The sequence below is a fragment of the Nocardia sp. NPDC058640 genome (assembly GCF_042716995.1).
Lineage (GTDB): Bacteria > Actinomycetota > Actinomycetes > Mycobacteriales > Mycobacteriaceae > Nocardia.
In genome coordinates this window covers 925,373-950,743 of sequence record NZ_JBHXRG010000001.1, presented here as the reverse complement: position 1 = coordinate 950,743, position 25,371 = coordinate 925,373, and the positions used below count along the sequence as shown (strand labels likewise).

General features: G+C 67.4%; 19 protein-coding genes. 7 read left to right on the top strand and 12 right to left on the bottom strand.

The features are described from left to right. Positions 1-41: 41 nt before the first annotated feature. Positions 42-410: an ADP-ribosylation/crystallin J1 gene (locus ACFWU5_RS04560; protein ID WP_379240087.1), complete on the bottom strand. Its 369-nt coding sequence runs from the start codon at positions 408-410 to the stop codon at positions 42-44. A gap of 200 nt (positions 411-610) precedes the next feature. Between ACFWU5_RS04560 and ACFWU5_RS04555 the strand changes: the two genes are divergently transcribed. Continuing rightward, positions 611-988: a hypothetical protein gene (locus tag ACFWU5_RS04555; RefSeq protein ID WP_379266144.1), complete on the top strand. Its 378-nt coding sequence runs from the start codon at positions 611-613 to the stop codon at positions 986-988. A 7-nt stretch (positions 989-995) separates the two neighbouring features. On the opposite strand, the gene ACFWU5_RS04550 is transcribed toward ACFWU5_RS04555, so the two are convergent. The 8 genes from ACFWU5_RS04550 to ACFWU5_RS04515 form a co-directional block, all read right to left on the bottom strand. Next, positions 996-2,144, bottom strand: a complete 1,149-nt coding sequence (locus ACFWU5_RS04550) for a hypothetical protein (protein WP_379266143.1) — start codon at positions 2,142-2,144, stop codon at positions 996-998. A gap of 74 nt (positions 2,145-2,218) precedes the next feature. Further along, a complete protein-coding gene (locus ACFWU5_RS04545) occupies positions 2,219-2,482 on the bottom strand; it encodes a type II toxin-antitoxin system RelE/ParE family toxin (protein WP_379240090.1) in 264 nt (87 codons plus the stop codon). Beyond that, complete coding sequence (locus ACFWU5_RS04540; protein WP_379240091.1) at positions 2,479-2,757, bottom strand: type II toxin-antitoxin system Phd/YefM family antitoxin; 279 nt, start codon at positions 2,755-2,757, stop codon at positions 2,479-2,481. Before ACFWU5_RS04540 ends, ACFWU5_RS04545 begins: the two co-directional genes overlap by 4 nt. Before the next feature lie 113 nt (positions 2,758-2,870). Beyond that, complete coding sequence (locus ACFWU5_RS04535) at positions 2,871-6,641, bottom strand: multifunctional oxoglutarate decarboxylase/oxoglutarate dehydrogenase thiamine pyrophosphate-binding subunit/dihydrolipoyllysine-residue succinyltransferase subunit (RefSeq protein ID WP_379266142.1); 3,771 nt, start codon at positions 6,639-6,641, stop codon at positions 2,871-2,873. Positions 6,642-6,745: 104 nt separating this feature from the next. Continuing rightward, a complete protein-coding gene (locus tag ACFWU5_RS04530) occupies positions 6,746-10,351 on the bottom strand; it encodes an ABC transporter ATP-binding protein (RefSeq protein ID WP_379266141.1) in 3,606 nt (1,201 codons plus the stop codon). Continuing rightward, positions 10,351-11,139 carry an ABC transporter permease gene (locus ACFWU5_RS04525; RefSeq protein WP_379266140.1) on the bottom strand — a complete coding sequence of 263 codons (789 nt, stop codon included), beginning with the start codon at positions 11,137-11,139 and terminating at the stop codon, positions 10,351-10,353. Before ACFWU5_RS04525 ends, ACFWU5_RS04530 begins: the two co-directional genes overlap by 1 nt. After that, a complete protein-coding gene (locus ACFWU5_RS04520) occupies positions 11,136-12,083 on the bottom strand; it encodes an ATP-binding cassette domain-containing protein (RefSeq protein ID WP_379266139.1) in 948 nt (315 codons plus the stop codon). Before ACFWU5_RS04520 ends, ACFWU5_RS04525 begins: the two co-directional genes overlap by 4 nt. Beyond that, entirely contained in the window at positions 12,080-12,799 is a 720-nt protein-coding gene (locus ACFWU5_RS04515; protein ID WP_379266138.1) for a hypothetical protein, read from the bottom strand. Before ACFWU5_RS04515 ends, ACFWU5_RS04520 begins: the two co-directional genes overlap by 4 nt. A gap of 119 nt (positions 12,800-12,918) precedes the next feature. Between ACFWU5_RS04515 and ACFWU5_RS04510 the strand changes: the two genes are divergently transcribed. After that, entirely contained in the window at positions 12,919-13,713 is a 795-nt protein-coding gene (locus ACFWU5_RS04510) for an enoyl-CoA hydratase/isomerase family protein (protein ID WP_379266137.1), read from the top strand. Positions 13,714-13,791: 78 nt separating this feature from the next. After that, positions 13,792-15,012, top strand: coding sequence for a class I adenylate-forming enzyme family protein (locus ACFWU5_RS04505; protein ID WP_379266136.1), 1,221 nt, complete (start codon positions 13,792-13,794; stop codon positions 15,010-15,012). 22 nt (positions 15,013-15,034) lie between these two features. On the opposite strand, the gene ACFWU5_RS04500 is transcribed toward ACFWU5_RS04505, so the two are convergent. Next, entirely contained in the window at positions 15,035-15,778 is a 744-nt protein-coding gene (locus ACFWU5_RS04500; RefSeq protein WP_379266135.1) for a tyrosine-protein phosphatase, read from the bottom strand. Between the two features lie 315 nt (positions 15,779-16,093). Between ACFWU5_RS04500 and ACFWU5_RS04495 the strand changes: the two genes are divergently transcribed. Then, entirely contained in the window at positions 16,094-16,630 is a 537-nt protein-coding gene (locus ACFWU5_RS04495; protein WP_379240101.1) for a TetR family transcriptional regulator, read from the top strand. Between the two features lie 54 nt (positions 16,631-16,684). Further along, positions 16,685-17,854, top strand: a complete 1,170-nt coding sequence (locus ACFWU5_RS04490; protein ID WP_379240946.1) for an amino acid deaminase/aldolase — start codon at positions 16,685-16,687, stop codon at positions 17,852-17,854. A gap of 46 nt (positions 17,855-17,900) precedes the next feature. Here ACFWU5_RS04490 and ACFWU5_RS04485 read toward each other — a convergent pair whose 3' ends face one another. Together ACFWU5_RS04485 and ACFWU5_RS04480 are read right to left on the bottom strand one after the other, a co-directional pair. Then, on the bottom strand, positions 17,901-18,521 hold the full coding sequence (locus tag ACFWU5_RS04485) for a phosphoribosyltransferase (RefSeq protein WP_379240102.1): 621 nt from the start codon (positions 18,519-18,521) through the stop codon (positions 17,901-17,903). Between the two features lie 11 nt (positions 18,522-18,532). Further along, on the bottom strand, positions 18,533-19,390 hold the full coding sequence (locus ACFWU5_RS04480) for a carbon-nitrogen hydrolase family protein (protein ID WP_379240103.1): 858 nt from the start codon (positions 19,388-19,390) through the stop codon (positions 18,533-18,535). A gap of 62 nt (positions 19,391-19,452) precedes the next feature. On the opposite strand from ACFWU5_RS04480, the gene ACFWU5_RS04475 reads away from it, so the two are divergent. Together ACFWU5_RS04475 and ACFWU5_RS04470 are read left to right on the top strand one after the other, a co-directional pair. Then, positions 19,453-21,255: a DEAD/DEAH box helicase gene (locus tag ACFWU5_RS04475; RefSeq protein ID WP_379240104.1), complete on the top strand. Its 1,803-nt coding sequence runs from the start codon at positions 19,453-19,455 to the stop codon at positions 21,253-21,255. Between the two features lie 97 nt (positions 21,256-21,352). Next, entirely contained in the window at positions 21,353-25,315 is a 3,963-nt protein-coding gene (locus ACFWU5_RS04470) for an AAA domain-containing protein (RefSeq protein WP_379266134.1), read from the top strand. Positions 25,316-25,371 lie beyond the last annotated feature (56 nt).

Sequence of the window (25,371 nt, the reverse complement as noted above, 5' to 3'; positions counted from 1 at the left end):
ACTGACTGCACGAAGGCGTATTGCGTGAAAATGCCGGTGGTTCAGGGCTGATCGGGCAAGGGTGCGTCCGCCGGGAACCTGCGGACGACCTCGATCTCGCCGACTATGTTGCGGTTGAACTCGTCGAGATCTTCTGCGGGGATCCAGTATTCGAGGATGTCGCGGCCCCCGGCTTGTTGCACGTCGTAGTTGTCGAGGTAGTCGGTTCGGACTTCGAAGCGGGTGACGTAGCCGGCGCCGGACGCGGGCACATTCCAATCGCGAGCTATCAGGACCGCGTAGGCCTCGTTGAGAACCGGGTAGAAGATCGGCTGGTCGGGCAGCCGCGGCGGCCACGCTCGCCACCCGGACTCGGCCACCAGTGCTAGCTCGGCGGGGCCGGTGGGGCGCCACAGGGTGGTTGATTGCATGCGGGCACCGTAGTCGGATTCCGTAGTCGGGGGCCAGCGGATTTCACGGGTGGCCGATGTGGGGCGGAGGGGTGGCGATCGAGCTCGAGGGGCGGGTCGGTGGATTTTTCGGCAAGATGGGCGCTGTTCGTGGTGGAAGTCGGGGCGTGCTGTTCGTGGGCGGGCTGGCTAGCTGTGTGGTGATCGAATCGGAGAATCCAGTGTCAGAACAGAGTTCGGTGTTGTCGATCGGCCTGCACCCCGGTGCTGTGGACTACACCAACTATCCCAACCTCGATGAAGTCACGCTGACCGCACGTATCGAGGCGGGCGAATCTGCCTTGCGGGCAGCGGGATTCGACTTCGTGTCCTGCTTGGTTCCCACCGACCCCGACGCGGCTGAGGCGAAGCTTCGTGAGTGTGCGGCGGGTGGTGTGTTCCGGGTTGCGATGATCGGGGCGGGGGTGCGGATGGCGGCCGAACACACGTTGCTGTTCGAGCGGTTGATCAATGTTGCCGCCGATATCGCGCCTGGAATTCGGTTCTGCTTCAACACTTCTCCGGAGACCACGATCGACGCGCTGCGTCGGTGGGTGTAGCGGGCGGCTACTTGTGACCGCTGCCGTGGTCGTGGGTGCAGGTGTCGGTGCGGCGGCCGTCGGCGGAGGCTTGGCCTGCGCCGTGGCCTTCCAGTGCCGCGAAGGGGCCGCATTCGTGGGGGGCGATCCAGACGTGGACCATCGGGTTTCCTGAGCCGGGGTTGACGGAGTTGGGTGGGCAGTTGCCCTGGTCGTCTAGTACGCCGGCGACGACGGGGCCGTTGTCGCCCATTTTCCAGCACAGGTTTTCGTGGACGTGCCATTGCATCAGCGAGCCGCCGAAATCGACGAGGGTGGGGTCGTCGATCTTCTTGCCGTTGGCGATGTACATGGCGGAGACCAGGGTGCGGTTGGGGCCGTCTACCCGGTAGACGAGTGATTCGGGGTGGGCGGGGTCGAGGAAGTTGTTGTCGCGGATGTAGCTCATGTTGATGTAGTGCTCGTAGCCGGTGGCGGAGTCGCCGATCGAGCGGAAGCCCAGTGCGGCAACGGAATTCACGTCGGCGAAGGCGGGTAGGCCGTCGAGGGTGCTGCGTACCAGGTTGGTGGCGCGGGCCTGTTGTTCGGCGGTGACGCCGGAGACGCCGGAGAGATCGATCGGTTTGGTGGGATCCCAGGGGCGGGGCCAGTTGGCAGCGTCGGCGTGCGCGTGATCGTCGCCTGCGGCATGTGCGTGATCGTCGGTGTCGCCATGACTGTGAACATGGCCGACGCCGTTGAGCATCGCCGCCAACGCGAGCACGCCAACGGCGGCCGCCGCGATCCCCGACCGCATCGGCGGCAGGGTCGCGGTCGGCCGAACGAGGCCGATCACCGCGGCAACAGCGGCCAGCGCGCCCAACCCTGCACAGACGGTGTCAGCCACTTGCGGTGCCTCGGCGGTCAACCCGGCGATCCACGGCACGTCGGCGAACCGCGTGAACGCCCACATCCCGGCCGCGAACGCATTCGCCGCCAGCATCGAGGTCACCACGATCTTGCGTTCGCTGAGCAACACCGCCAGCCCCGTCGCGCACTGGATCGCCGCGAGCACCACCATCAACCGCGCCAATGTCGCATGTTCGGTGTGCATTCCCGCCGCCATGAAGTGCACAGCGCCCGCCCCTACCGACGAGATCCCGCCCAGCAGCAGGAATCCGTTACGCCCGTTCGTCATGCCCGGACAGTACTTGGATTCGCTGAGGCACCGTTGCCGCCTGGATAAGAGAACTCTGTGACCCACATCTCGCGCTACTCGTAGATGTCGCGACGGTGCCCTGCGGTGACTACGAGGATGACAAGCTTGCCGTCGTCCACTTCGTAGACGAGTCGGTAGTTGCCGACTCGAAGGCGGAACCCTGGGCGTCCGGTCAGTGCCTTGACGTCCACGCCTTCGCGCCGGTAGGGGTCGTCTCCCAGTAGCGTCAATGCGGTCAGCAGTCGAATGGCGTCGTATTGCGGGATGGAGCGTAGGGCCCGGCGGGCGGCAGGAGTCCAGCAGAACTCGTATTTCACGCCGCGCCTTCGTGGCCGTTGGCGAGAATGTCGTCCATCATCTGGCCGAGCGTGATGTTGGCAGGCTCGCCGCCCTCCGCGAGTGCGGCATCGGCCATTCGGCCCAGTTGCTCGTCTTCCCATTCCTCGAGCTTCGCGAGCATGAACAGGGGAATCACTGCGGCGGCGGGCTCGCCGGCGCGAGTGATCACAGTGACGTGGCCGTCCTGGGCCGCAGCGCTCACGACCGCAGGCAATTGGGCGCGAGCGTCCCGAATGCTGAGCTGATCATCCATCATTCCAGTGTACACCGATATGTGTACGCCTGGCACGGTGCTTTGCCGATGAACAGCGAACGCCGGGTGGATCGTGATGATCCACCCGGCGTCCACCGTTGTGCGAGAAGAACTTACGTGGTCGGCTCGAAAGCCTCGCCGATGATCTCGGCCTGTTCCACGGCGTGCACCTTCGACGAACCCGAGGACGGGGCCGACATGGCGCGGCGCGAGATGCGACGCAGTCGGCCCAGGCGCTCGGGCAGTACCTCGGGCAGGTTGAGGCCGAAGAAGGGCCAGGCGCCCTGGTTGGCGGGTTCTTCCTGGACCCAGGCGATGTCGGTCGCGTTGGGGTACTTGGCCAGTGCCTCGTTGAGGCGGTACGTCGGGATCGGGTAGAGCTGTTCGATCCGGACGATGGCCACGTCTTCGCGCTTGTGCTTGGCCTTCTCCGCAGCGAGCTCGTAGTAGAGCTTGCCCGAGGTCAGCAGGATGCGCTTGACCTTGGCGGTGTCGCCGACGCCCGATTCGTAGGTGGGCTCGTCGAACACCGAACGGAACTTCGACTCGGTGAAGTCCTTCACGTCGGACACCACGGCCTTGTTGCGCAGCATCGACTTCGGAGTGAAGACGATCAGCGGACGACGGATCCCGTCCAGTGCGTGGCGGCGCAGCAGGTGGAAGTAGTTCGCCGGGGTGGACGGCACCGCCACGGTCATCGAACCCTCGGCGCACAGCTGCAGGAACCGCTCGATACGACCGGAGGTGTGGTCGGGACCCTGACCCTCGTGGCCGTGCGGCAGCAGCAGCACCACGTCGGAGAGCTGGCCCCACTTGGCCTCACCGGAGGAGATGAACTCGTCGATGATCGACTGCGCGCCGTTGACGAAATCACCGAACTGCGCTTCCCACAACACCAGCGCGTTGGGGTTGCCCAGCGAGTAGCCGTATTCGAAACCGACAGCGGCGTATTCGCTCAGCGCGGAGTCGTGCACCGCGAACCAACCCGGCTTGTCGGAGCCGATGTTGTGCAGCGGGGTGTACTCCTGCGCGTTGACCCGGTCGATGATCACCGAGTGGCGCTGGGTGAACGTGCCGCGACGCGAATCCTGACCGGTCAGGCGCACATCGTGGCCCTGGTCGATCAGCGAACCGAAGGCCAGCAGTTCGGCGAAGGCCCAGTCGACCTTGCCCTCGTAGGCCATCTCGCGACGCTTCTCCAGCACCGGCTTCACGCGCGGGTGCACGTTGAAACCGTCGGGAGTGTTCAGGAACGCGTCACCGATGCGCTGCAGCACCGATTTGTCGACCGCGGTGACCACGGTGGCGGGCACCTTCTGGTCGTCCTCGACGGACTCCGACGGCTCCGGAACGTACTTCTCCAGCTCGCGGACCTCGTTGAACACGCGCTCCAGCTGACCCTGGTAGTCGCGCAGCGCGTCCTCGGCCTCCTTCATGGAGATGTCGCCACGGCCGATCAGCGATTCGGTGTACGCCTTACGCACCGAACGCTTGGTGTCGATGATGTCGTACATCTCCGGCTGGGTCATCGAGGGATCGTCACCCTCGTTGTGCCCGCGGCGGCGGTAGCAGACCAGGTCGATGACCACGTCCTTGCGGAACTTCTGGCGGAAGTCGACCGCGAGACGCGCGACCCAGTCGCAAGCTTCGGGGTCGTCACCGTTGACATGGAAGATCGGCGCGCCGATGAACTTCGCGATGTCGGTGGAGTACTCGGTGGAGCGGCTGTTCTCGGGCGCGGTGGTGAAGCCGATCTGGTTGTTCACCACGATGTGGATGGTGCCGCCGACTCGGTAACCGCGCAGGCCACCCAGGTTCAGCGTCTCCGCGACCACACCCTGACCGGCGAACGCCGCGTCACCGTGCAGCATCAACGGCATGACGGAGAAACCGTCGGGGCCGTCGCCCTTGTTCAGCAGGTCCTGCTTGGCGCGCACCAGACCCTCGAGCACCGGGTCCACCGCCTCGAGGTGCGAGGGGTTGGCGGTGAGCGAGACCGCGATCTCGTTGTCGCCGAACATCTGCAGGTACTGGCCGTGCGCACCGAGGTGGTACTTCACGTCGCCGGAGCCGTGGGTGGCCGCCGGGTTCATGTTGCCTTCGAACTCGGTGAAGATCTTCGAGTACGGCTTGCCCACGATGTTGGCCAGCACGTTGAGGCGACCGCGGTGCGGCATGCCGATGATGACTTCGTCCATGGCGTACTCGGCGCACTGGTCGATGGTGGCGTCCATCATCGGGATGACGGCTTCGGCGCCTTCGAGCGAGAACCGCTTCTGGCCCACGTACTTGGTCTGCAGGAAGGTCTCGAACGCCTCGGCGGCATTGAGCCGGTTCAGGATGTACTTCTGTTGCGCGACAGTGGGTTTGACGTGCTTCTGCTCGACCCGATCCTGGATCCACTTCAGCTGATCGGTTTCCAGGATGTGGGTGTACTCCACGCCGACGTGGCGGCAGTACGCATCGCGCAGGATCGACAGCACGTCGCGCAGCTTCATCCGCTCCTGGCCGTGGAAACCGCCCACGTCGAAGGTGCGGTCCAGGTCCCACAGGGTGAGGCCGTGCTGGGTGACGTCGAGGTCGGGGTGGCTGCGGAACTTGTCCTTGACCAGACGCAGCGGATCGGTGTCGGCCATCAGGTGCCCGCGGTTGCGGTAGGCCGCGATCATCTCGAGCACGCGCGCGCTCTTGTCGACGCCGCGCGCGCTGATGTCCTTGCGCCAGCGGATCGGCTCGTACGGCACGCCGAGACCGTGGAAGATCTCGTCGTAGAACTCGTCGGAGATCAGCAGGTTGTGGATGGTGCGCAGGAAATCGCCGGACTCGCCACCCTGAATGATGCGGTGGTCGTAGGTCGAGGTCAGCGTCATCAGCTTGCCGACGCCGATATCGGCGATCCGCTCATCGCTCATGCCCTGGAACTCGGCCGGGAACTCCATCGCGCCGGCGCCGATGATCGCGCCCTGGCCCGGCATCAGCCGCGGCACCGAGTGCACGGTGCCGATGGTGCCGGGGTTGGTGAGCGAGATGGTGACACCGGCGAAGTCGGCGGCACCGAGCTTGCCCTCGCGAGCGCGACGCACCACGTCCTCATAGGCCGCGTGGAACTGACCGAAGCTCATGTCTTCGGTTTCCTTGATCGCGGCCACGACCAGCGAACGGTTGCCGTCCTTGCCCTGCAGGTCGATCGCCAGGCCCAGGTTGGTGTGGGCCGGGGTGACCGAGTTGGGTTTGCCGTCGATCTCGGCGAAGTGGCGGTTCATGTTCGGGAACGCCTTGATCGCCTGCACGATCGCGTACCCCAGCAGGTGGGTGAACGAGATCTTGCCGCCGCGCGTACGCGCGAGATGGTTGTTGATCACCAGGCGGTTGTCGATCATCAGCTTGGCCGGGATCGCACGCACCGACGTCGCGGTGGGGATCGTCAGCGAGGCCGACATGTTCTTGGCGATGGCGGCGGCGGGGCCGCGCAGCACCTTGTTCTCCGGGCCGGCGGCCGCGGCCTTGGGCGCGGTGGTGGCCGGTGCGTTCGACACCGGTGCAGGTGTGGTCTGCGGTGCGCGCACGGTCGTCGGCGCGGGTGCCGCCGGTGCCGGTGCGGGCTTCGGCGGTGCCGTGGCTACTGCCGCCTTGGGGGCGGGAGCTGCGGCTTTCGGTGCAAGTGCGGCCGCGGGAGGCGCGGCTGCTGCGGGAGCTGAGGCGGTGGCGGGCGCCTGGCTGTTACCGGATTCGGTGGCTTCCGGGGTGTAATCCGCGAGGAACTCGTGCCAACTCGCGTCGACCGAGGATGGGTCCTGTTTGAACTTCTGATACATCTCGTCGACTAGCCACTGGTTCTGTCCGAACTGGGAAGTTGAGCTGCTCACAGCTGGTGTTCGCCTCATTTCGTTCTTCGCGCTGCGACGTTTGTGACGTGCCCGGCAGGGGTATCAGCCATGTCTGCCGATGCGCCCGCACCGAGCATATGCCCCGCGGCTGACAGGCGTCGCTACCGGTCTTGGGTCGACACTATGCCCTTGGCCTCCATCCCCGCCGCCCAGAGTCGGCAGTAGTGCCCGTTACGGCCCAACAGTTCACTCGGAGGGCCGAATTCCACGATACGGCCGTTGTCGACCACAGCGACCAGATCGGCGCGCGCGGCGGTGGACAGCCGGTGCGCGACGACCACGGTGGTGCGGCCTCGGGCCAGCGATCGGCTCGCTACCAGCACCGACGCCTCGGTTTCGGGGTCGAGGGTGGAGGTGGCCTCGTCCAACAGCAGTAGGTCGGGGTCGACCAGTTCGGCCCGGGCCAGCGCGATCAATTGACGTTGTCCCGCCGATAATCCGCGGCCGCGTTCGCCGACCGGATGGGCCATTTTTCGGGGTAAACCGTTGATCATTTCCGCCGCACCGACGTTGTCGGCGGCCAGTTCGATGTCCACCGATGTGGCCGATGTTTGCCCGAATGCAATGTTGCTGGCCACGTCGCCGGTGAACAAGTGAACTTCTTGCGGCACTATTCCCAACCGCGTTCGGTAGTCGGTGAGCACAAATTTACGTAAATCGACACCGTCGACCAGGATCGCGCCCGCCGCCGGGTCGGGTGGCAGGTCGTACAGGCGGGCGAGCAGTTTCACGATGGTGGATTTGCCCGCGCCGGTCGGGCCGACCAGGGCCAGGGTCGCGCCCGCGGGGACCGAGAAGGACACGCCGTCCAGGGCCGGCGTGCTCGCGCCGGGGTACTGGAAGTGGACGTCGTCGAACACGATCTCGCCGCGCAGGCGGTCGACTCGGCGCGCGTCGGGCGGGTCGGCGGCGATCGAGGACTCGGTGCGCAGCAGGTCGCCGATGCGGCGCAGGCCGACTCTGGCCTGCTGGTAGCCGTCGAAGACCTGGGACAGATCTTGGATCGGGCTGAACAGCAGGCCGAGGTAGAGCACGAAGGCGACCAGTGTTCCGGTGGTCGTGCGGCCGTCGGCCACCGCGTTCGCGCCGAGGTAGACCACCAGGGCCAGCGCCAGGTCCGCCCACGCGAGGCCGAAGGAGAAGTAGCCCGCGATCGCGCGTTGGGCGCGGATGCGGGCGTCGCGGTAGCGGTGTGAGTATTCGGCGAAGCGGCGCGCGGCGGTGGGTTCGTTGCGGGCGGCTTGCACGGCGCGCAGGCCCGCGATGTTCTCCTGGAAGCCCGCGTTGACCGCGGAGACGCGTTCGCGCGAGACGGTGTACGCGGCCGAGGACACGCGTCGGAAGGCCAGGGTGGCCAGCACCATGGGCGCCACGGCGATGAGCACGACCACGGCAAGTCCGGTGTCGATGAAGAACAGGCCGATGGCGACGCCGATCAGGGTGATCAGGGCGACCAGGCCGGTGGCGACGCCGGTTTGCAGGAACGTCGACAGTGCGTCGACGTCGGTGGTCATTCTGGTCATGATGCGGCCGGACAGTTCGCGTTCGTAGAAGTCCAGGCCAAGGCGTTGCAGTTGGGCGTAGCTGCGCACGCGCAGGCCGAACAGCACGCGTTCGCCGCTGCGCGCGGTGAGTACGGTGACCGCGGCACCGACCGCCAATCCGGCCAGGACCAGGGCGATCCCGATCACGGCCGAGAGGACGAGTGCGTTGTCGTCGCCCGCGGTGACGCCGGTGTCGATGGCGTAGCGCACCAGCGGTGGGAAGGCGATGGCCAGCAGTGCGTCGACGGCGAGCAGCAGCACGACCACGCAGACCAGGCCGCGCACCGGGCGCAGCAGTGCGCGCAGGCCGAAGTCTGGTTGGGGTGCGCGCAGGTCACCGGGCAGGTCGGGCTCTTCGGTGGCGGGAGGTAAGGCGTCGACGGCGGCGCGCAGTTCCGGTGTTTCGCTGAGATCGTTCGACGCCGACGACATCGAATGCGGTTTTCCGACGTCGCCGCGAGGTGTGGTCATCGAGGTCGTTGTCGGCACGGTCGAACCGGTGGGCGCGGGCAGTCGGATGACCCGATCCGCTTGGGCCAGTGTGGATTCGCGGTGGGCCAGGATCAGGGTGGTGCGTCCGCCGGGGTCGGGCAGGCGGCGGAAGATCTCGGCCTCGGTCACGGCGTCGACCGCGGAGGTGGCATCGTCGAGGACCAGCACGCGGGGCCGGGTGAGCAGCACTCTGGCCAGGGCGATGCGCTGACGTTGGCCTCCCGACAGCGTCAGGCCGCGTTCGCCGATGACGGTGTCGTAGCCCTCGGGCAGTGCCTCGATGAACTCGTCCGCGGCGGCGGCCTTCGCGGCTTCGGCGATCTCGGCATCGGTGGCGTCGGGTCGGCCCAGGGCGATATTGGCGGCGATGGTGTCGGAGAACAGGAACGGATCGTCGAACACGACACCGACCGCGCCGCGCAGTTCGTCGGCGCGCAGGTCGGCCAGGTCGACGCGGGTGCCGTCGGTGCTCACGAGGGTGATCCGGCCCGAGTCGGGTGCGTAGAAACGGGGCAGCAGCAGCGAGAGAGTGGATTTTCCCGAGCCGGCCGGGCCGATCACCGCGACCGTTTCACCGGGTGCGACGGTGAGATCCAACTCCTGCAACACCGGTTGATCAGCATCGAAACCGAAACTCACAGAACCGAATTCGATCCCGAGCGGTCCGGCCGGCAGTGCGACGGGGTCCGCCGGATCCACCAGCACCGGCGCCGCGTCGATCACTCCGAAAACCCGATCGACCGCCGCTTTGGTGAGCTGGCCCATGATCACCACCGAGGTGATCGTGCGCGCCGACGACGTCATGGTGGCCAGGTACGCGGTGAACGCGAGGAAGGTCCCGATGCCGATCGCCCCGTGCGAGGCCAGCACGCCGCCGACGATGATCACCGCGACCAGCCCGGCCTGCGGCAGCGCCGACACCAGCGGCGCGAACCTGGCATTGATCCGCGCGGCCCGCATCCGTTCGGCGAACAGCAGTCGGCCGTGGTCCTCGAGGATGTCGACCATGCGGGCTTCCTGCCCGAACCCCTTCACCACGCGCACACCGGTCACGGTCTGCTCGACATGTTCGGCCAGATCGGCCGCGCGCTGTTGCGCCGACCAGGTCGCCGCGTAGAGCCGGGGCCGCATCCGCCACACGATCACCGCCATCGCGGGCGCCACCAGCAGCGCGGCCAACGCCAGCGGCGGGCTCAACCACACCATCACCACCGCCGACAGCACGAACTGCAGTACCGCGAGGCCCGACCACGGCACCATCGCCAGCAGCCCCTGCACCAGTTGTAGGTCGGTGATCGACCGTGACACCACCTGCCCGGTGCGGATCGCGTCCTGGCCCGCACCGTCGAGCCGTTGCAGCGCTGCCAACAGCGAAAGGCGAAGGCCGTGTTGCACTTCCAACGACAGCTTGCCCGCCCACAGCCTGCGCGCGAAGGTGACAACGAACCTGGTCACGGCCAGTACCGCCAGCAATGCGGCGGCGGTGCCGATCACCGAGGTATCGCCGACCTGCGCCGCGTCGACCGCGCGTTTGGTGGCCAGCGGTGCGGCGATCGACACGGCGGCACCGGCCAGCACCGAGACCGCGATGCCCGCGAGCAGCCGGGGGTGTTCCAGGCACAGGCGCCACAGCCTGCGAATCCACCCCGAAGAACCCGCGGCGGCAGGCATTACAGGTCTCGGTTGCGCAGATCCCACCAGCCCGCGGCGCCCACGGCCGCGGTCCACAGCAGCAGGATCACCAGTGCCGCCGGGGTCGGTGCGAAGACCTCGGCCTCGTCGAAGGAACCGGCGCTGACTCCGGCCACCGTCGCCGACACGGGCAGCAACGCGGCCATCCAGCCGGCCCCGAAACCCTTGGCCACCACCCACATCAACGGTTCAAGCACGAACGCCCAGCCCAGTAGCAACCACACCGCGCCGCTGAAAGTGCGTAACAGCAGCCCGATTCCGGCGCCGAGCACCGCCCAGCACATGGCCACCAGCAGCCCGGCGCCCAGCACCTCGAACAGCCGCCAGCCCAGCTCGAACTTCCCGCGCGCCGCGATCAACAGCACCCCGAGACTCACCAGTTCCGCGGCCAGCGCCAGCGCGAACGCGTAGGCCGCGACGGCCACGTACTTCGCGGTGACCAGGCGGTCGCGGTCGGGCGCGAACAGCACGGTCAGCGCCATGGTCTTGTGCCGGTACTCGCCACCGGTCGAGGCGATGCCCAGCAGCGCGGACACGACGAAGACCGCGAGCATCCCCACGTAGAGGCCGATGGTCGCGGCGCCGGTGGCGGGCTGGCCCTTCGGGTCGGCGGGGCCGGACATGGTCGCGGTGATCAGCGTCGCGACCAGCGCGATCGCGATCGGCGCGGCCAGCAGCAACCGGGTCTGCCGCAGGGCGACGACCTTGCGCGCCTCGGTGTCGATACCGGGAACCAGATCGGCGGGGATCACGGAGGTGGTGGTCATCGGGGCGTCCCATACGAGGTCGGTGCGGGGGCGTACGTGGGCGGATTCGGCGTCGCCACGGTCTGCCGGTGGCGGCGCGGCTTGGTCAGCGAGGCCAGCACCCGGTCGGGGTGGATGGGGTCGGCGGCGATATTGCCGATGCGGACCTGCGCGTCCGCGGCGATCGCGCGGATGGTTGCCTCGTCGGCTTCGGCGACGGCCAGGCGGCCGTCGGGTCGCATGACGGCGTCGGTGAAGCCGCGCGCGGCCAGTGCCGTGGCCAGCGCGATGGAGGGGGAGGAGGCGATCACGAGGCGGTCGGGATGGCCGCGGCGCAGTTTGGCCGGGGTGCCCTGCCACACGACCGTGCCCTCACTGAGCACCACGAGTTGATCGGCGCCGGCCACCACATCGGCCAGCGCGTCCGAACTCACCAGCACGGTGCCGCCGCGGTTCGCGTGGCGGCGCAGCAGGTCGTGCAGGGCGCCGCGTTCGATGCCGTTGGCGCCGGCGAACAGATCGTCGAGCACCAGCAGTGGGGGATCGGCCAGCAAGGCCATCGCCAGCGCCAACCGCGTCTGCTGACCCGGACTCAGTTGGGCGACAACAGTTTCGGAGGCGGCGGTCAGGCCGGTCTCGTCGAGCACGGCACCCACCCGACGGCGCGACACTCCCGCGACCGGCGCGTAACACCACAGCTGATCGCGCACCGTGCGCGCGGGATGCAGCCCCCGCGGACTCAGCATCGCCCCGATCGCGGCGGGACCTCGCGCGGGCACCTCGATGCGGCCTGTGGTCGGCTGCTGCAGCCCGGCCACCATCCGCAACACCGTGGACTTGCCCGCCCCCGCGGGCCCGACCAGCGCGGTCACCGAACCCTTCGGGACCGCGAAGTCGATGTCGTGGACCGCGCTGACCTGGGCGAACTGTTTGCCCACGCCACGCACGAGCACGGCGTCGCTCACTTCTTGTTCGCCTTGCTCGTGCCGATCGCGGGCAGCGGATCGGCGTCGATCACGTTGTGCAGCGGCGTCGGGAACATCGCGGGCGCGGGCCCGAAAGCCTTGTGCGCGTTCTCGATTGTCACCTTGCCCAGCGCCCGGTTACCCGCGCCACCGATGGCGGCACCGATCCCGGCGGGCAGCACCTTGCCCGCCATCAACGCCACCCGCTTGGTGATGAACCTCTTCATGAACTGTTGCAGCAGTTTGCTGTTGATCGCGCCGAGGCCGGGAACATTGACCGCCAGCGCACTCGCCCAATTCTTCGACTGGCTGCTCAGCCCCTTCTGCACGATCGCCATACCGGCGTCGCCGAGCACCACCGCGAGCACCAACGCGCGCCGGGCTTCCTTGTCCTCGGGCTCGATGCCGTGCACCGCGGCCTGAGCCAGCGTGAACAGGGCCGAAGCCTCCATGAAGAACACGGTTTCCGCGCTGACCGCCCCCAGCGCCGCGATGGTGCCGATACCGGGCACCGCCGCGGTGGCGCCGACCGCCGCGCCGCTACCGGTGACCGCGAGCAGGTACTGCTTCTCCAACCGGGTCACGATCTGGGCCGGAGTCTCCCCGGGATGACGCTCACGCAGGTACTCGACATAGCGACGCACCGCGGGTGCCTGCAGCTTGGACCCGGTGTCGAGCACATCGACCACGGCTTTTTCGATCGCGTTCTTGAACACGGCGTCGTCCTCCTCTTCGCCCCAACGAGTCGAACCTTAGGGCACTTCCGCGCCCCGCAGCTCATCATGCCAACGACCACCGACAGGCCACGGTTCCGCGCGGGTTCTACGCTGACCCGATGAGCGAAACCAAGCCCACCCGACTGTCGCGCGAGTTCACCGAAGGCGGTGCCGAGGTTGCCACGATCACCATCGATCACCCGCCGCTGAACCTGTTCGATCGCGAACTCATCGACGCGTTGATCGCCGATATCGCCGCGGTGAGCGCACAGCCCCCGCGCGCGCTGCTGATCAGGGCCGAGGGCAAGGTCGTGTCGGGTGGTGTCGACGTGAACATCTTCGACGGGCTCACCGTCGAGCAGGGCGCGCAGCTGTGGCGTGAGCTGTTCGAGCAGATCATCCATCCGCTGGAAGCGCTGCCGTGCCCGGTGGTGTTCGCCGCGCACGGGCTCACGCTGACCGCCGCGTTCGAGATGTCGCTTGCGTGCGACATCAGTCTGGCCGCGCCGAAGGCGAAGTTCGGGTTGGTGGAGACCGTGGTCGGGCTGACGCCGTCGATGGGCGGGCCGCAGCGACTGGCCGAGCGGGCCGGGTCGGGGCGGGCCCGCGAATTCGTGATGACCGGCGACCTCTACAGCGCCGCGACGATGGCCGAGTGGGGCGTGGTGAACGCGATCCACGACGACCTCGACACCGCCGCGCACGCACTGGTCACCCGCCTGGCCGACGGGCCCACCCGCGCCCACGCCGCGACCAAGCAGATCATCGAGGCATGGCGTTCCGGCGGTGTGGCACACGCGGATTCGGTGACCTCGGAAATCTCCGGCGAACTGTTCGGCACCGCGGACCTGCGCGGCGCGGTCCGCAGCTTCCTCGAGGTCGGCCCGGGCAAGGCGACCTATCGCGGCGAATGAGCGACGCCGAGTGCCTGACAGTGGTGTGATCCACGTCATATAGTTGCAGAGCGGCTGTATCGACGTACGGAGGTCCGGATGGGTCATGGCGAGCACGAACCCGGCGCCACTGTCATCGAGTTCCCCGCCACGGCCTCCCAGCTGCGGCGGGGCACCGACGGCGTGCTGCGCTACGGCGACCTGAGCCCGGCCCTGACCGAACTCCTCGACCTGCGCGTGCACTCGTTCTCGAACCGGGAAGCGATCGTGGAAGTCGGCGGCCCGCGCCTGACCTACCGCGAACTGTGGCACAGCGCCTCCCGGATCGCGGGCGGACTGCAGGACCACGGCATCGGGTACGGCGATCGCGTCGCGGTGCACATGCCGACCAGTGCGCGCTGGGTGCAGGCGTTTCTGGGCGCGCTGCTGTCGGGCGCGGTGCCGGTGCTGATTCCCGATGCGCTGCCCGCCGCGATCGCGCACCGCGTAATCGCCGACAGCAGAGCGGATTTCGTGCTCGGACCCGATGGCGCGTTACCCGACAGCACCGCCTACATCGATGACGGTGCGGCACTGGCCGACCCGGCCCTGCTCTGCTACACCGGTGCCCGGCAGGCGATGCCCGCCGGTGTCGAGCTGACCAACGAGAACCTGCTGTCCGCGGTGTCGTCGGTGGTCGGCGCGCTCGGACTGCCCGCCGACGGGTTGCGCAATCTGGTGCTGCTGCCGTTGGCGCACGCCAGTGGCTATGTCGACCAACTGCTGCCCACCTTCGCCGTCGGCGGCACGGTCGTGCTCGCGCCGGGGGCTCGCCGGATTGCCGACGTGCTGGTCAGCGAACGAATCGACACCATCTCGGCCACCCCGCGGATCTTCGCCGGGTTGGTCCCCGAACTCGGCGCGCGCCGTTCCGGCCTCGGCGTGCGGCGGATCAGCAAGGCCTGCCACCGCTCCGAACGTGCCGCTGCCGCCGCGCCCGAAGCCTTGGCCAACGCCCTGTGCGCGCTGTTCCCCGAAGCCAGACAGTGGTCGGTCTGGGGCGCCACCGAGACCAGCGGAATCGGCCTGATGGTCGATGACACCGAACTCCCCGACAGCGAATCGGCCCTCGGATTCGCCTTCGGCGGAACAGAATTGGCGCTGTCGGGTCCGCAGGCACCCGCCGGTCGCGGCGAATTGCTGTGTCGCGGACCCAATGTCAGCCGCCGCTACTGGAACGACCCCGACGCCTGCACCGCACGATTCAGCGGAAGCTGGTTCCACACCGGCGATTTCGTCAGCATCGACGCGAACGGGCTGGTTCGCAGTGACGCCGGGTGAGCGGACTGCGAACCGGTGACTGTCAGACCAGCCGCGTCCGCAGCACGTCACGCAGGTCGCCGGTGAGGCCCACAGTGGCGAAGTAGTTCTCGATATCGCCGTACTTCTCGGCGACGGTGGCGTCGGCGGTGCGCAGGTACTCCTCGCGGACACCGAGCAGGTCGTCCGACAGGGCTTCGCCGTTGCCGATCTTCGGTTCGAGCAGGATGCGCAACGGTTCCACCGCGGCGTTGCTGGCCAGGAAGTCGGCGTACACGTCCTCTTCGGTGACGCCGATCGCGCGCAGCACAGTGGCCACGGCCCAGCCGGTGCGGTCTTTGCCCGCCGCGCAGTGGACCAGCACGGCGCCGTCGCCGCGCACGATCGAGCCGGCCAGTTCGGCGATCGCGGTGTGCGCTTCGGGCAGCGTCGGAAATGCCCGGTAGACCTCGATCATGTGCTCGAAGGCCGACACCGTCTGCGCCTCGTGCGGCGGCGCTTCTTCCATGCGCGAATCGAACGGGGTGATGTGCAGGCGCACGTCGTCGGGCAGGGTGTCGTGGCCGATGTGGTCGATCTCGACGATTCCTCGCAAATCGTGCACATCGGTGACTCCCCATTCCCGCAGCGTGGCGTGGCCCTGGTCGTCGAGGCCGCTCAGTTGCGCCGAGCGCAGCAGCACGCCGGGGCGAACGGTGGTGCCGTCGGCGGTGCGCAGGCCGCCCACATCGCGGAAATTGAAGGTGCCGCTGAGAGCGAACTGGTCGGCAGAAGGCGAAAGAGTCACCCGATCAGGTTATCGGCGAGTCCGCCGCGGGTGCCACGGAGTTCGCGGATCGGCCATCGACTGTGCGATGTCCGTTACAAGCGGGGTCACTGTGCCGTCGCACACACCCCTCGAAGCCCGACAGCGCTCCCTTGTACAATTGACCAGATGCGCGGATATCGGCGCGGGGGTGTCGGATATCCAGGAATGCGGCAAATTGAGGCCGGACGGTCGGTTTTTCAAAAGGTCACATTCGGAGAACAAAACAAACTTTCAGTCTGAAAAGGATGGCTGAACCAGTTCGTGAATCCTGAAAATCTTCTAAGATCGAGCTCGGTGACCACCAAGCTCGCATCGCCGCGGGCAGCGAATTTTGTTGCCGAGGAGTCGTCGTTGAGCGCCAGCCGTGAACTTACCGAATTTTCGCTACGGCCTGCCGTATGTGATGCCGTCGAACAAGCCGCCGCCAGCTCGGATGCCACGGGCGTTCGGGCGCTGCGGATATTCCTCCATGCCGGCCTCAGCACCTACTGGCCGCTGGTGAAAGCCGCGCCGGAACGCCGCATAGCCGGTTACGAGGCCGCGCTGCGGACCTTACGTGAGCGCTGGACGCCCAACGGCGAGACCATCGGCGACCCGACCGCGGTCGCGATGTTCCGCGAAATGGACCAGGAGGCCACGGACTTCCTCGGCATGTGCGCGCGCCTGTCGGGCACGCAGTGGCTCGAGCCGGTCGACTCGGTGGCGGGTTACCTGGTCTCGGTGTTCCACGGCTCGGTGCTGCGCTGGCTCGCCGACGGCAACGACGAGACCATTCTCGTGGTCATCGACGACCTGGTGGGCTGCCTGACGTTGAAGGCTGTCGAAAGCTGACCGCAAGTGCTGGACGACTGACCAAATAGGTGGTTCAGTAGTCGAGTGACCCAGATGACCTCGCTGCACCAGCTGCACGCGGCGACCGCCGAACTCGACCCGCCGCTGGCCGCCGTCGACCTGACCGCCCTTGACCGCAACGCCGCCGACCTGGTGCGCCGCGCGAACGGCGTCGCGGTGCGCGTGGCCAGCAAATCGGTGCGCTGCCGCGCCGTGCTCGAGCGCGTGCTCGGCGACGGCCTCACCGCCAAAGAGGGCTTCGCCGGAATCATGGCGTACTCGTTGCGCGAGGCGATCTGGCTGGTGCGCCTCGGTGCGCGCGACGTGCTGCTTGGCTACCCGGTGCTCGACCGGGCGGCGCTGGCCGAACTTGCCGCCGCTCCCGCATTGCTGAGCGCGATCACGCTGATGATCGACGATGTCGCCCAACTCGAACTCACCCGCGACGCCCTGGGCACCGACACGGTTCACCCCCGCGTATGCCTCGATGTGGACGCCGCGCTGCGCGTGGGCCCGCTGCATCTGGGCGCGCGGCGTTCGCCGATTCGCACACCCGAGCAGGCTTCGGAGCTGGCCGCGGAGGCGTTGCGTCGCGGATTCGATGTAGTCGGCGTGATGACTTATGAGGCGCAGATCGCCGGTCTTCCCGACAGCAATCCGGCGGTGCGGGTGGTAAAACGCTTGTCCGCCATGGAGATCGGGCGCAGGCGTACTCGCGTGCTGGACGCGGTCCGCTCGGTGACCGGGCCGCTGGAGATCGTCAACAGCGGTGGCACCGGTTCGATCGAGGTCTCGATCAGCGACCCCGATGTCACCGAGGTGACCGCCGGTTCCGGCCTCTACGTGCCGACCCTGTTCGACCATTACCGCTCGTTCACTCCGCGCCCCGCGCTGTTTTTCGCGACCCCGGTCCTGCGCAAACCGTCGCCGACCATCGCGACGGTGTTCGCGGGCGGCTACATCGCTTCCGGTCCCGCCGGACCCAGCCGTGTTCCCGTTCCGGTCTGGCCCGAAGGCTTGAAGTTGCTGGGCTCCGAAGGTGCGGGCGAGGTGCAAACGCCCCTGGCCGGTGGCGCGGAACTGGAGATCGGCGACCGGGTCTGGTTCCGTCACGCCAAGGCGGGCGAGCTGTGCGAACGCTTCGCGGAAATCCATCTGGTCGATGAATCCGGTTCGCGCACAACGGTTCCGACCTATCGCGGCGAGGGGCAGTGCTTCGGCTGAGCGAAGCGCGGTGTCGATGACATGCGTGGCGGGCAAGGCTCGGTGATCAGCGCAGCAGCGCGATGACTTCCTCGTCCTCGAGTTGGTGAAAGTCGTTGTAGGCCATGCCGACTCCGCCCAGATCGGCAGGCTCCCACAGACACACCAGCTCATCGCACTCACCCTCGACCCGACGCGCCGCCTCGGGCGAGGACACCGGCATCGCCACCACCAGCCGAGCCGGCCGTTGCGCCCGCGCCACCCGACACGCGGCCACCACCGTCGCCCCGGTCGCCATCCCGTCGTCGACGATCACCACCGTGCGCCCGACCAGCGGAATCGGTTCGCCCACACGCAACACCGCCTGCCGGCGAGCCAGCTCAGCGAGCTCGGCCGCCTCCACTTCGTCGAACGCCTCCCGCGTCACCCCGCTGCGCTCGACAACATCACGATTCAATACCGAAATCCCGCCTTCGCCCAACGCTCCCATCGCCAATTCGGGCTGCCACGGCAACCCCACTTTGCGCACCAGCAGCACATCGAGCTCGCCGCCGATCACCGCGCTCACCGCCGCCGCCACCGGCACACCCCCGCGCGGCAACCCGAGCACCAGCGGCCGGGTGGCGCGCAAGTGTTCGAGGGCCGCGCCAAGGACACGGCCCGCCCCTGCTCGATCCGGGTAGACCATCTCCTCGAACGCTACTCCGATACGGACGTCTCGGAAATGCTGAAACGGCGCAGCGACAAGCTGGGATTTTTGGTCCGCACGCTGGCCAGATGCGCGGGATCGACTGTCTCGGTGAGCACTCCGGGTTCGTCGCCGAGTTCGGCCAGCACCGCGCCCGTGGGATCCACGATCATCGACGAACCCGCACCGTGCGGCGCGCACTGATCGGCCGCGGCCACATACATCGTGTTCTCGATCGCGCGCGCCCGCAGCAGCGTGGTCCACTGGTCGACTTTTCCCGGCCCCGGAATCCACTGCGCGGGCAGCACCAGCACGTGCGCGCCCGCCGCCGCGACACGCCGACACCCCTCCGGAAATCGCAGATCGAAACACGTCTGCAGGCCGAATACCACACCGTCGACAGCGAATGTGGCAGGCGCGACGAGTGGTCCGGCCGCCACCACATCCGATTCCAGATGTCCGAACGCGTCGTACAGATGCACCTTTCGATACACCGCCACGCGCGCGCCATCGGGGGAGTGCGCGACCAACGTATTGCTGATCCGCGTCGCGCCCGGCGTGGGCAACTCCACCACACCGGCCACCAGGAACACCCCGAATTCCGCTGCGAGCGCGGCGAGTCCGGTGGTGAACGGACCGTCCAGCGGCTGCGCGATCGCCACGACACGCGCGTCCAAACGGGTCACGGCAAACATCGAGTATTCGGGCGCGACCACCACGCGCGCGCCCGCTGCGGCCGCCGTCCGAACGTGTTCGCGCAGGGTCGAAAGGTTCGTGTCGGGGTCTGTTTCGGGGGCGAATTGGATCACCGCAATCCGCACCGCGACCGGCGATTGTGGCTGATGTGCTGACCCGTTGGACAGTTGCATAGGTCTCACCGTATTCACCTGGTGGTTGGGTCAGCTACCTCCAGGCAGTAAACTCGTGGTCAATGAACACAAATGAGGTCGACAGCGTTCCTGCCGACGACGACAGGCACGACACCGGCCCGACCTTCGCCGATCTCGGGATCGATGACCGCGTACTCGCGGCCATCGCCGATGTGGGCTACGAGTCGCCGTCCCCGATTCAGGCGGCGACGATTCCCCCACTGCTCTCCGGCGCTGACGTGGTCGGCCTCGCCCAGACGGGCACCGGCAAAACCGCCGCATTCGCGATCCCGATTCTGATGAATCTGGACACCGCGCAGAAGAAGCCCAGCGCGCTGGTGCTGGCGCCGACTCGCGAACTCGCGATCCAGGTCGCCGAGGCGTTCGGCAAGTACTCCTCGCACATCCCGGGTCTGCACGTGCTGCCGATCTACGGCGGGCAGAGCTACGGCGTGCAGCTGTCGGGTCTGCGTCGCGGCGCACACGTGGTGGTCGGTACCCCCGGTCGCGTCATCGACCACCTGGAGAAGGGCACGCTCGATCTTTCCGAGCTGCGCTACCTGGTGCTCGACGAGGCCGACGAGATGCTCAAGATGGGCTTCCAGGAAGACGTCGAACGCATCCTGCGCGACACCCCCAAGGACAAGCAGGTCGCCCTGTTCTCGGCCACCATGCCGGGCGCGATCCGCAAGATCTCCAAGCAGTACCTCAACGATCCGGTCGAGATCACGGTCAAGTCCACGACTCAGACCAGCTCGAACATCACCCAGCGCTACGTGCAGGTGTCGCATCAGCGCAAGCTCGATGCCCTCACGCGCGTGCTCGAGGTCGAGCCGTTCGAAGCGATGATCATCTTCGTGCGCACCAAGCAGGCCACCGAAGAGCTGGCCGAGAAGCTGCGCGCGCGTGGTTTCTCCGCCGCCGCGATCAACGGTGACATCGCGCAGAACCAGCGTGAGCGCACCATCGGACAGCTCAAGTCCGGCGGTATCGACATCCTGGTCGCCACCGATGTGGCCGCGCGTGGTCTGGACGTGGACCGCATCTCGCACGTGGTCAACTACGACATCCCGCACGACACCGAGTCGTACGTGCACCGCATCGGCCGCACCGGTCGCGCGGGCCGTTCGGGCGAGGCGCTGCTGTTCGTCGCCCCGCGTGAACGTCATCTGCTCAAGTCGATCGAGCGGGCCACCAAGAGCGCGCTCACCGAGATGCAGCTGCCCAGCGTCGACGATGTCAACGCCACGCGCGCGTCGAAGTTCGGTGACTCGATCACCGAGAACCTCGCCTCGGACAATGTGGCGCTGTTCCGCAAGCTGATCGAAGACTACGAAGCCGAGCACAACACCCCGCTGGCCGATATCGCCGCGGCCCTGGCCGTGGGCGGCTACGACGGCGACAACTTCTTCATGTCGCCCGAGCCCGAGCCCGCCCCGCGTCGCGAACGTGACCACGATCGCGACCGTGAGCGTGCCCCGCGCCGCTTCGACGACGAAGATCGCGGCCCGCGTCCGCCGTCGTTCAACCGGGAGAACGGCGAAGAACTCGCCACCTACCGGATCAGCGTCGGCAAGCGGCACCGCGTGGTGCCGGGTGCGATCGTGGGTGCCATCGCCAACGAGGGTGGCCTGCGTCGCAGCGACTTCGGGCACATCAGCATCCGGCCCGACTACAGCCTGGTCGAACTGCCCGCCAACCTGCCCAACGAAACGCTGGAAGCGTTGCGCCGCACCAGGATCAGCGGTGTGCTGATCCAGCTCACCCCCGATCAGGGTGCACCGTCGCAGCGGCTGAACGCGCGTGGTCCGCGCCGCGACCGGGAGGCGCGTCCGCGCACCGAACGGCGCAAGCCGCGCACGTAGAGGTCATGCACGCGCGGGTATTGTCCTGGCCGCTCGCGACGCTGGTTAAGGTGTTGGGCGTCGGGTGTGCGTGAACACAGGAGGACCGCGCTTGTTCGTGTCCGGTGATCGGGTTGTCGGTGCCGTCGGCGATCTCGCGCGCGCGGCGAACTGTGAGTTCGCGGTGCTGCGCGGCATCGACGCCGCTCTCGGCAACCTGCCCGGGGTTCCTGACACGACTGCCGCTTTGGTTCGTACGGCGCAGCCTTCGCCGGAACTGGTCGCTGCTTTTGGGCAGCGGCTGGTTCGGATCCCGTCGACCGAGGTGGTCGGCGGGGATGCGGGGGCTCGGATCGCTGCGTTGACTTTTGCCGCGGAGCGGACGGCGGAGGCGGTGCGGTCGGGGGCCGACGCTGTTTTCGGTGCGGTGTTCTTTGATGGTGGATTCGCTTGTGGTGCAGATCTTTTGGTTCGTGCTGCCGGTGATGGCGGGGTGCTGCGTTATGTAGTGCACAGTGCTGTGGGGGCGGGTGCGGTTGGTGTGGCTGCGGGGGGTGGTCGTGTCGCGTCTTCGGGATGGCCTTCGGGCGAGGGGGATTCGGCAGGGTTGAATGGTGTGCCGCAGGGGTCGCCTGGTGGTGGGGCTCTGAGCAGTGTGCCGCTGGGGGCGCTCGATGGTGCGGTGTCGTCGGCGGACGCGGAGTTCAGTAGTTTCGTCGGGTCCGATGCGGTGACCGCTGCCGATAGTCGGGTGCTTCGGCGCGAATTGGCTGCTGGGCGTACGCCGTTCGAACGGATCGCCGCTTCGGTGCAGGCGGTCAAGGTTGATTCGGCTCGTGAATTGCTGTGCGCTCGACTGGAATTGGCGGCGTGTGCGCAGGCGCTGGCTGATGCGGGGGTCGAGGTCGATCCCTGTGCGTACCTGTGGACCGATGACGGTGTGCGGCGGGAGCGCAGTGTCGAACTGGCGCCGGTGTATTCGGCGCGACGGGCCCGCGTCGAGCTGATCATCGAGGACAAGCTCGCGGAACTGCTCCCGGTCCAGTGGGGTGATCCGCGGTACCTGGCGTGCGGGCACTGCCCCAGTTGTCGTGCGGCCGCGTCCACTGCGCGAGACCTGTTGCTGGTAGCGGGAATTCGACCCACCCAACGTGCCCGTCTACGTGAGGCGGGCGTGCTCACCATCGACCGCCTCGCCACCACCAACACCCCGATCCCCGGCCTAGCCCCCCGCACCCTCACAGCCCTGCGTACACAGGCAGACCTACAACTGGTCCGCGAACGCACCGGCCACCCCGCCTTCACCCTGCGCGATCCCAACGTCTTGGGCGCGCTGCCCGCACCGCGCCCCGGCGACCTCGCGCTGATCATCGACGTCGACCGGCACGGCACCGTCACCGGCCTGGAACTCGCCGACGCCACCACGATCGTGTTCCGGCCGGTCGTGGCGGGCATCGAACAGTCGCCGCGCCTCGGCGATCGCCCCGCCGCGCCCATGGACACGAATGCCGTGGTCTTCGGGCCGGGCGGTGTGGAACCCGCGAACGCGGCGGGGTACCCGTGCGACGAACCCGCAGACGCGGGCGACAACAGGTTCGAGCGAAACGCGGGCGGTTATCTGGGCGCCGATCCGTCGGACACGGACAATATCGCGTTGGGTCGGAACGTGGCCGGCTTCCCGGGCGGCAATTCGTCGGATGCGAACAGTGTCGCGTTCGAGCGGAACGCGGGCGGTTACGCGGGTGCCGATCTGTCGGACCTGGACACCGTCGCGTTCGAACGTATCGTTGTCGATTCCGACTGGGCGGATAGCGGTCTGCGCTTCTCCGGTGCTGGTGCGGCTTTCGAGCGTGCGGGTGCTGCGCACGGTGGGGGTGTGCTCGAGGAACTGCTCGAGATCATCGCTGAACATCGGGCGGCGGATCCGAATGTGCGCGTGTACCACTACGGTTCGGGGGTTCGGACCGCGCTGTTGGATTGGGCTGGGCCGCTCGGGGCCGGGGCTGATCTGTTGGACGAGTTGCTGGCAGACGGGGCGTTGGTCGATCTCGCGCCGATCGTGCGTACTGCGCTGCTGATCGGCGAACAGTCTTACGACGCAACAGCCTTGGCGGCGCTGCTGCCGCGAACGCCGGGGCGTGCGGCCACTGTTCTCGGAATTCGCGACTGGTTGCTCGATCGGGCGGTCGACGCGGGGATCGCGGTGCCCGGCAACAGGTTCGCTGTCGCGGAATCCGATGTGCCGCCCTCGCTGCACCCGGGTCCGCTGGAAGCCGCGCTGAGCGAGTTCGCTGTTGACGCGCAAGGGGATTCGGCGCGTGCCGCCTCGTTGATGGCGTCGGTGCTGGGTTATCACCGGCGCGAACGTCAGCCTCGTTGGTGGGCGCACATCGACAGGCTCGGACTTCCCGTCGGCGAATGGGCCGACGCGCCCGGCGTTCTCGTCGGTGAGTGGGGCACCGTCGACACCAAATGGCATCGCACGCCGCAACTTCCGACGATGCGCCGCTACATCACCCTCACCGGTCGGCTCGGCACGGGCGCCACGCTGACTCCCGGCACGCAGATGGTCACCATCTACGACGGTGCCGCTGCGGCGGGCATGACCCAAACTCTCGGCCGCCGTGCCACCGCCACCGCGACCGTGCTCGGGTGTGCCGTCGACCCGAACTTCGACGACACCGTCCGACTCGAAGAACTGCTGCCCGCGGGCTGCCCGCCCTACGACGACCTGCCCGCCGCCATCGCCCCCGGTCCGCCCGAGGGTGAGGCGCAGATCGAGGCGGCGCTGGAAGTGTCCGCCCAGGATTTGCTGGTGAGTCTGCCGTCGGTGCCGGAGAACGCCGTCTACGACCTGCTGCTGCGCCGTGCACCTCGCCTGCGCGACGGGATGGCGCTGCCCGCGCCGCACGAAGACCTCGCCGCGGTGCTCGCCCATGCGGTCGGGGCGCTGGATGCTTCGTACCTGGCTGTGCACGGGCCGCCCGGGACCGGTAAGACCGGGATCACCGGGCGTGCGCTCGAACGGTTGGTCACTCGGCACAAGTGGCGGATCGGGGTGGTGGCGCAGTCTCATGCGGTGATCGAGCGGATCTTCGACGCGGTCGTGGAAGCCGGTTTGCTGCCCGAGCTGGTCGCGAAGAAGGATGTGGCGTCGGTGGGGCCGGAATGGTCGGCTATCGATGCCAGTCGGTATTCGCGGTTTCTCGACAATGCTGTCAACGGGTGTGTAATCGGCGGTACCACAGCGGATTTCGTCGATGATCGGTTGATTGCGCCTGGTGCTCTTGATCTTTTGGTGATCGCTGATGCGGGGGAGTGTTCGCTGGCCGACACTATCGCTGTCGCGGTGAGTGCTCGCAATGTGTTGCTGATCGGGGATCCGGTGCCTGCTCGGTCGCAGGCGAAACATCCGCAGCCGGTGCAGGTTTCGGCGTTGGAGTGGTTGTGTGAAGGTGCGGCTACTCTGCCTGCCGAGCGTGGGTACTTTCTCGATCGCACGTGGCGAATGCATCCGGCTATTTGTGCGCCGGTGTCGGGCAGTTGTTACGACGGGCGGTTGCGGGCGGATGAAACGATCACGCTGCAAAGGGATTTGGCGGGGATCGCGCCGGGGGTGAGTACGGTGCTGGTCGAGCATCGGGGGAGTGCGACCGAATCCGATGCGGAGGCTCGGGAAGTGGTGCGGCGGGTTCGGGCTTTGCTGGGGGAGACCTGGACATCCGATGGGCGGACGCACAAGTTGCATCCGCATGATGTGTTCGTTGTTGCGCCGTATGCGGCTCAGGTGGCGCGGATTCGGACTTTGTTGGCTCGGGCCAAGATTGAGGATGTTCTGGTGGGGACGCCGGATCGGTTTCGGGGGCGTGAGGCTGCTGTTGTTGTGTTGTCTATGACTACGTCTACGCCTGCGGATGCGCCGTTCGGGATGCGGCCCTTGTTGTCTCGGACTGTTATTCATGCGACTTTGTGTCGGGCTATGTGGAAGGTGATTGTTATTCGGTCGCCTTTGTTGACGGAGTATTTGCCGGAGACGGTGGAGGAGTTGGGGGATTTGGCGGGGTTTCTTCGGTTGGGGTAGGGGTTTGCCCGTTCGGGATAGCTTGAGGCTGTGTTTTTGGAGCGCTGGCGCGCTCG

Excerpts from the sequence above, each read along its gene's own strand:
- ACFWU5_RS04540 (WP_379240091.1), bottom strand. The coding sequence starts at position 2,757 with ATGGATGATCAGCTCAGCATTCGGGACGCTCGCGCCCAATTGCCTGCG.
- ACFWU5_RS04475 (WP_379240104.1), top strand. The coding sequence starts at position 19,453 with ATGAACACAAATGAGGTCGACAGCGTTCCTGCCGACGACGACAGGCAC.
- ACFWU5_RS04485 (WP_379240102.1), bottom strand. The coding sequence starts at position 18,521 with ATGGTCTACCCGGATCGAGCAGGGGCGGGCCGTGTCCTTGGCGCGGCC.
- ACFWU5_RS04550 (WP_379266143.1), bottom strand. The coding sequence starts at position 2,144 with ATGACGAACGGGCGTAACGGATTCCTGCTGCTGGGCGGGATCTCGTCG.
- ACFWU5_RS04535 (WP_379266142.1), bottom strand. The coding sequence starts at position 6,641 with ATGAGGCGAACACCAGCTGTGAGCAGCTCAACTTCCCAGTTCGGACAG.
- ACFWU5_RS04525 (WP_379266140.1), bottom strand. The coding sequence starts at position 11,139 with ATGACCACCACCTCCGTGATCCCCGCCGATCTGGTTCCCGGTATCGAC.
- ACFWU5_RS04510 (WP_379266137.1), top strand. The coding sequence starts at position 12,919 with ATGAGCGAAACCAAGCCCACCCGACTGTCGCGCGAGTTCACCGAAGGC.
- ACFWU5_RS04490 (WP_379240946.1), top strand. The coding sequence starts at position 16,685 with ATGACCTCGCTGCACCAGCTGCACGCGGCGACCGCCGAACTCGACCCG.
- ACFWU5_RS04530 (WP_379266141.1), bottom strand. The coding sequence starts at position 10,351 with ATGCCTGCCGCCGCGGGTTCTTCGGGGTGGATTCGCAGGCTGTGGCGC.
- ACFWU5_RS04560 (WP_379240087.1), bottom strand. The coding sequence starts at position 410 with ATGCAATCAACCACCCTGTGGCGCCCCACCGGCCCCGCCGAGCTAGCA.
- ACFWU5_RS04505 (WP_379266136.1), top strand. The coding sequence starts at position 13,792 with ATGGGTCATGGCGAGCACGAACCCGGCGCCACTGTCATCGAGTTCCCC.
- ACFWU5_RS04480 (WP_379240103.1), bottom strand. The coding sequence starts at position 19,390 with ATGCAACTGTCCAACGGGTCAGCACATCAGCCACAATCGCCGGTCGCG.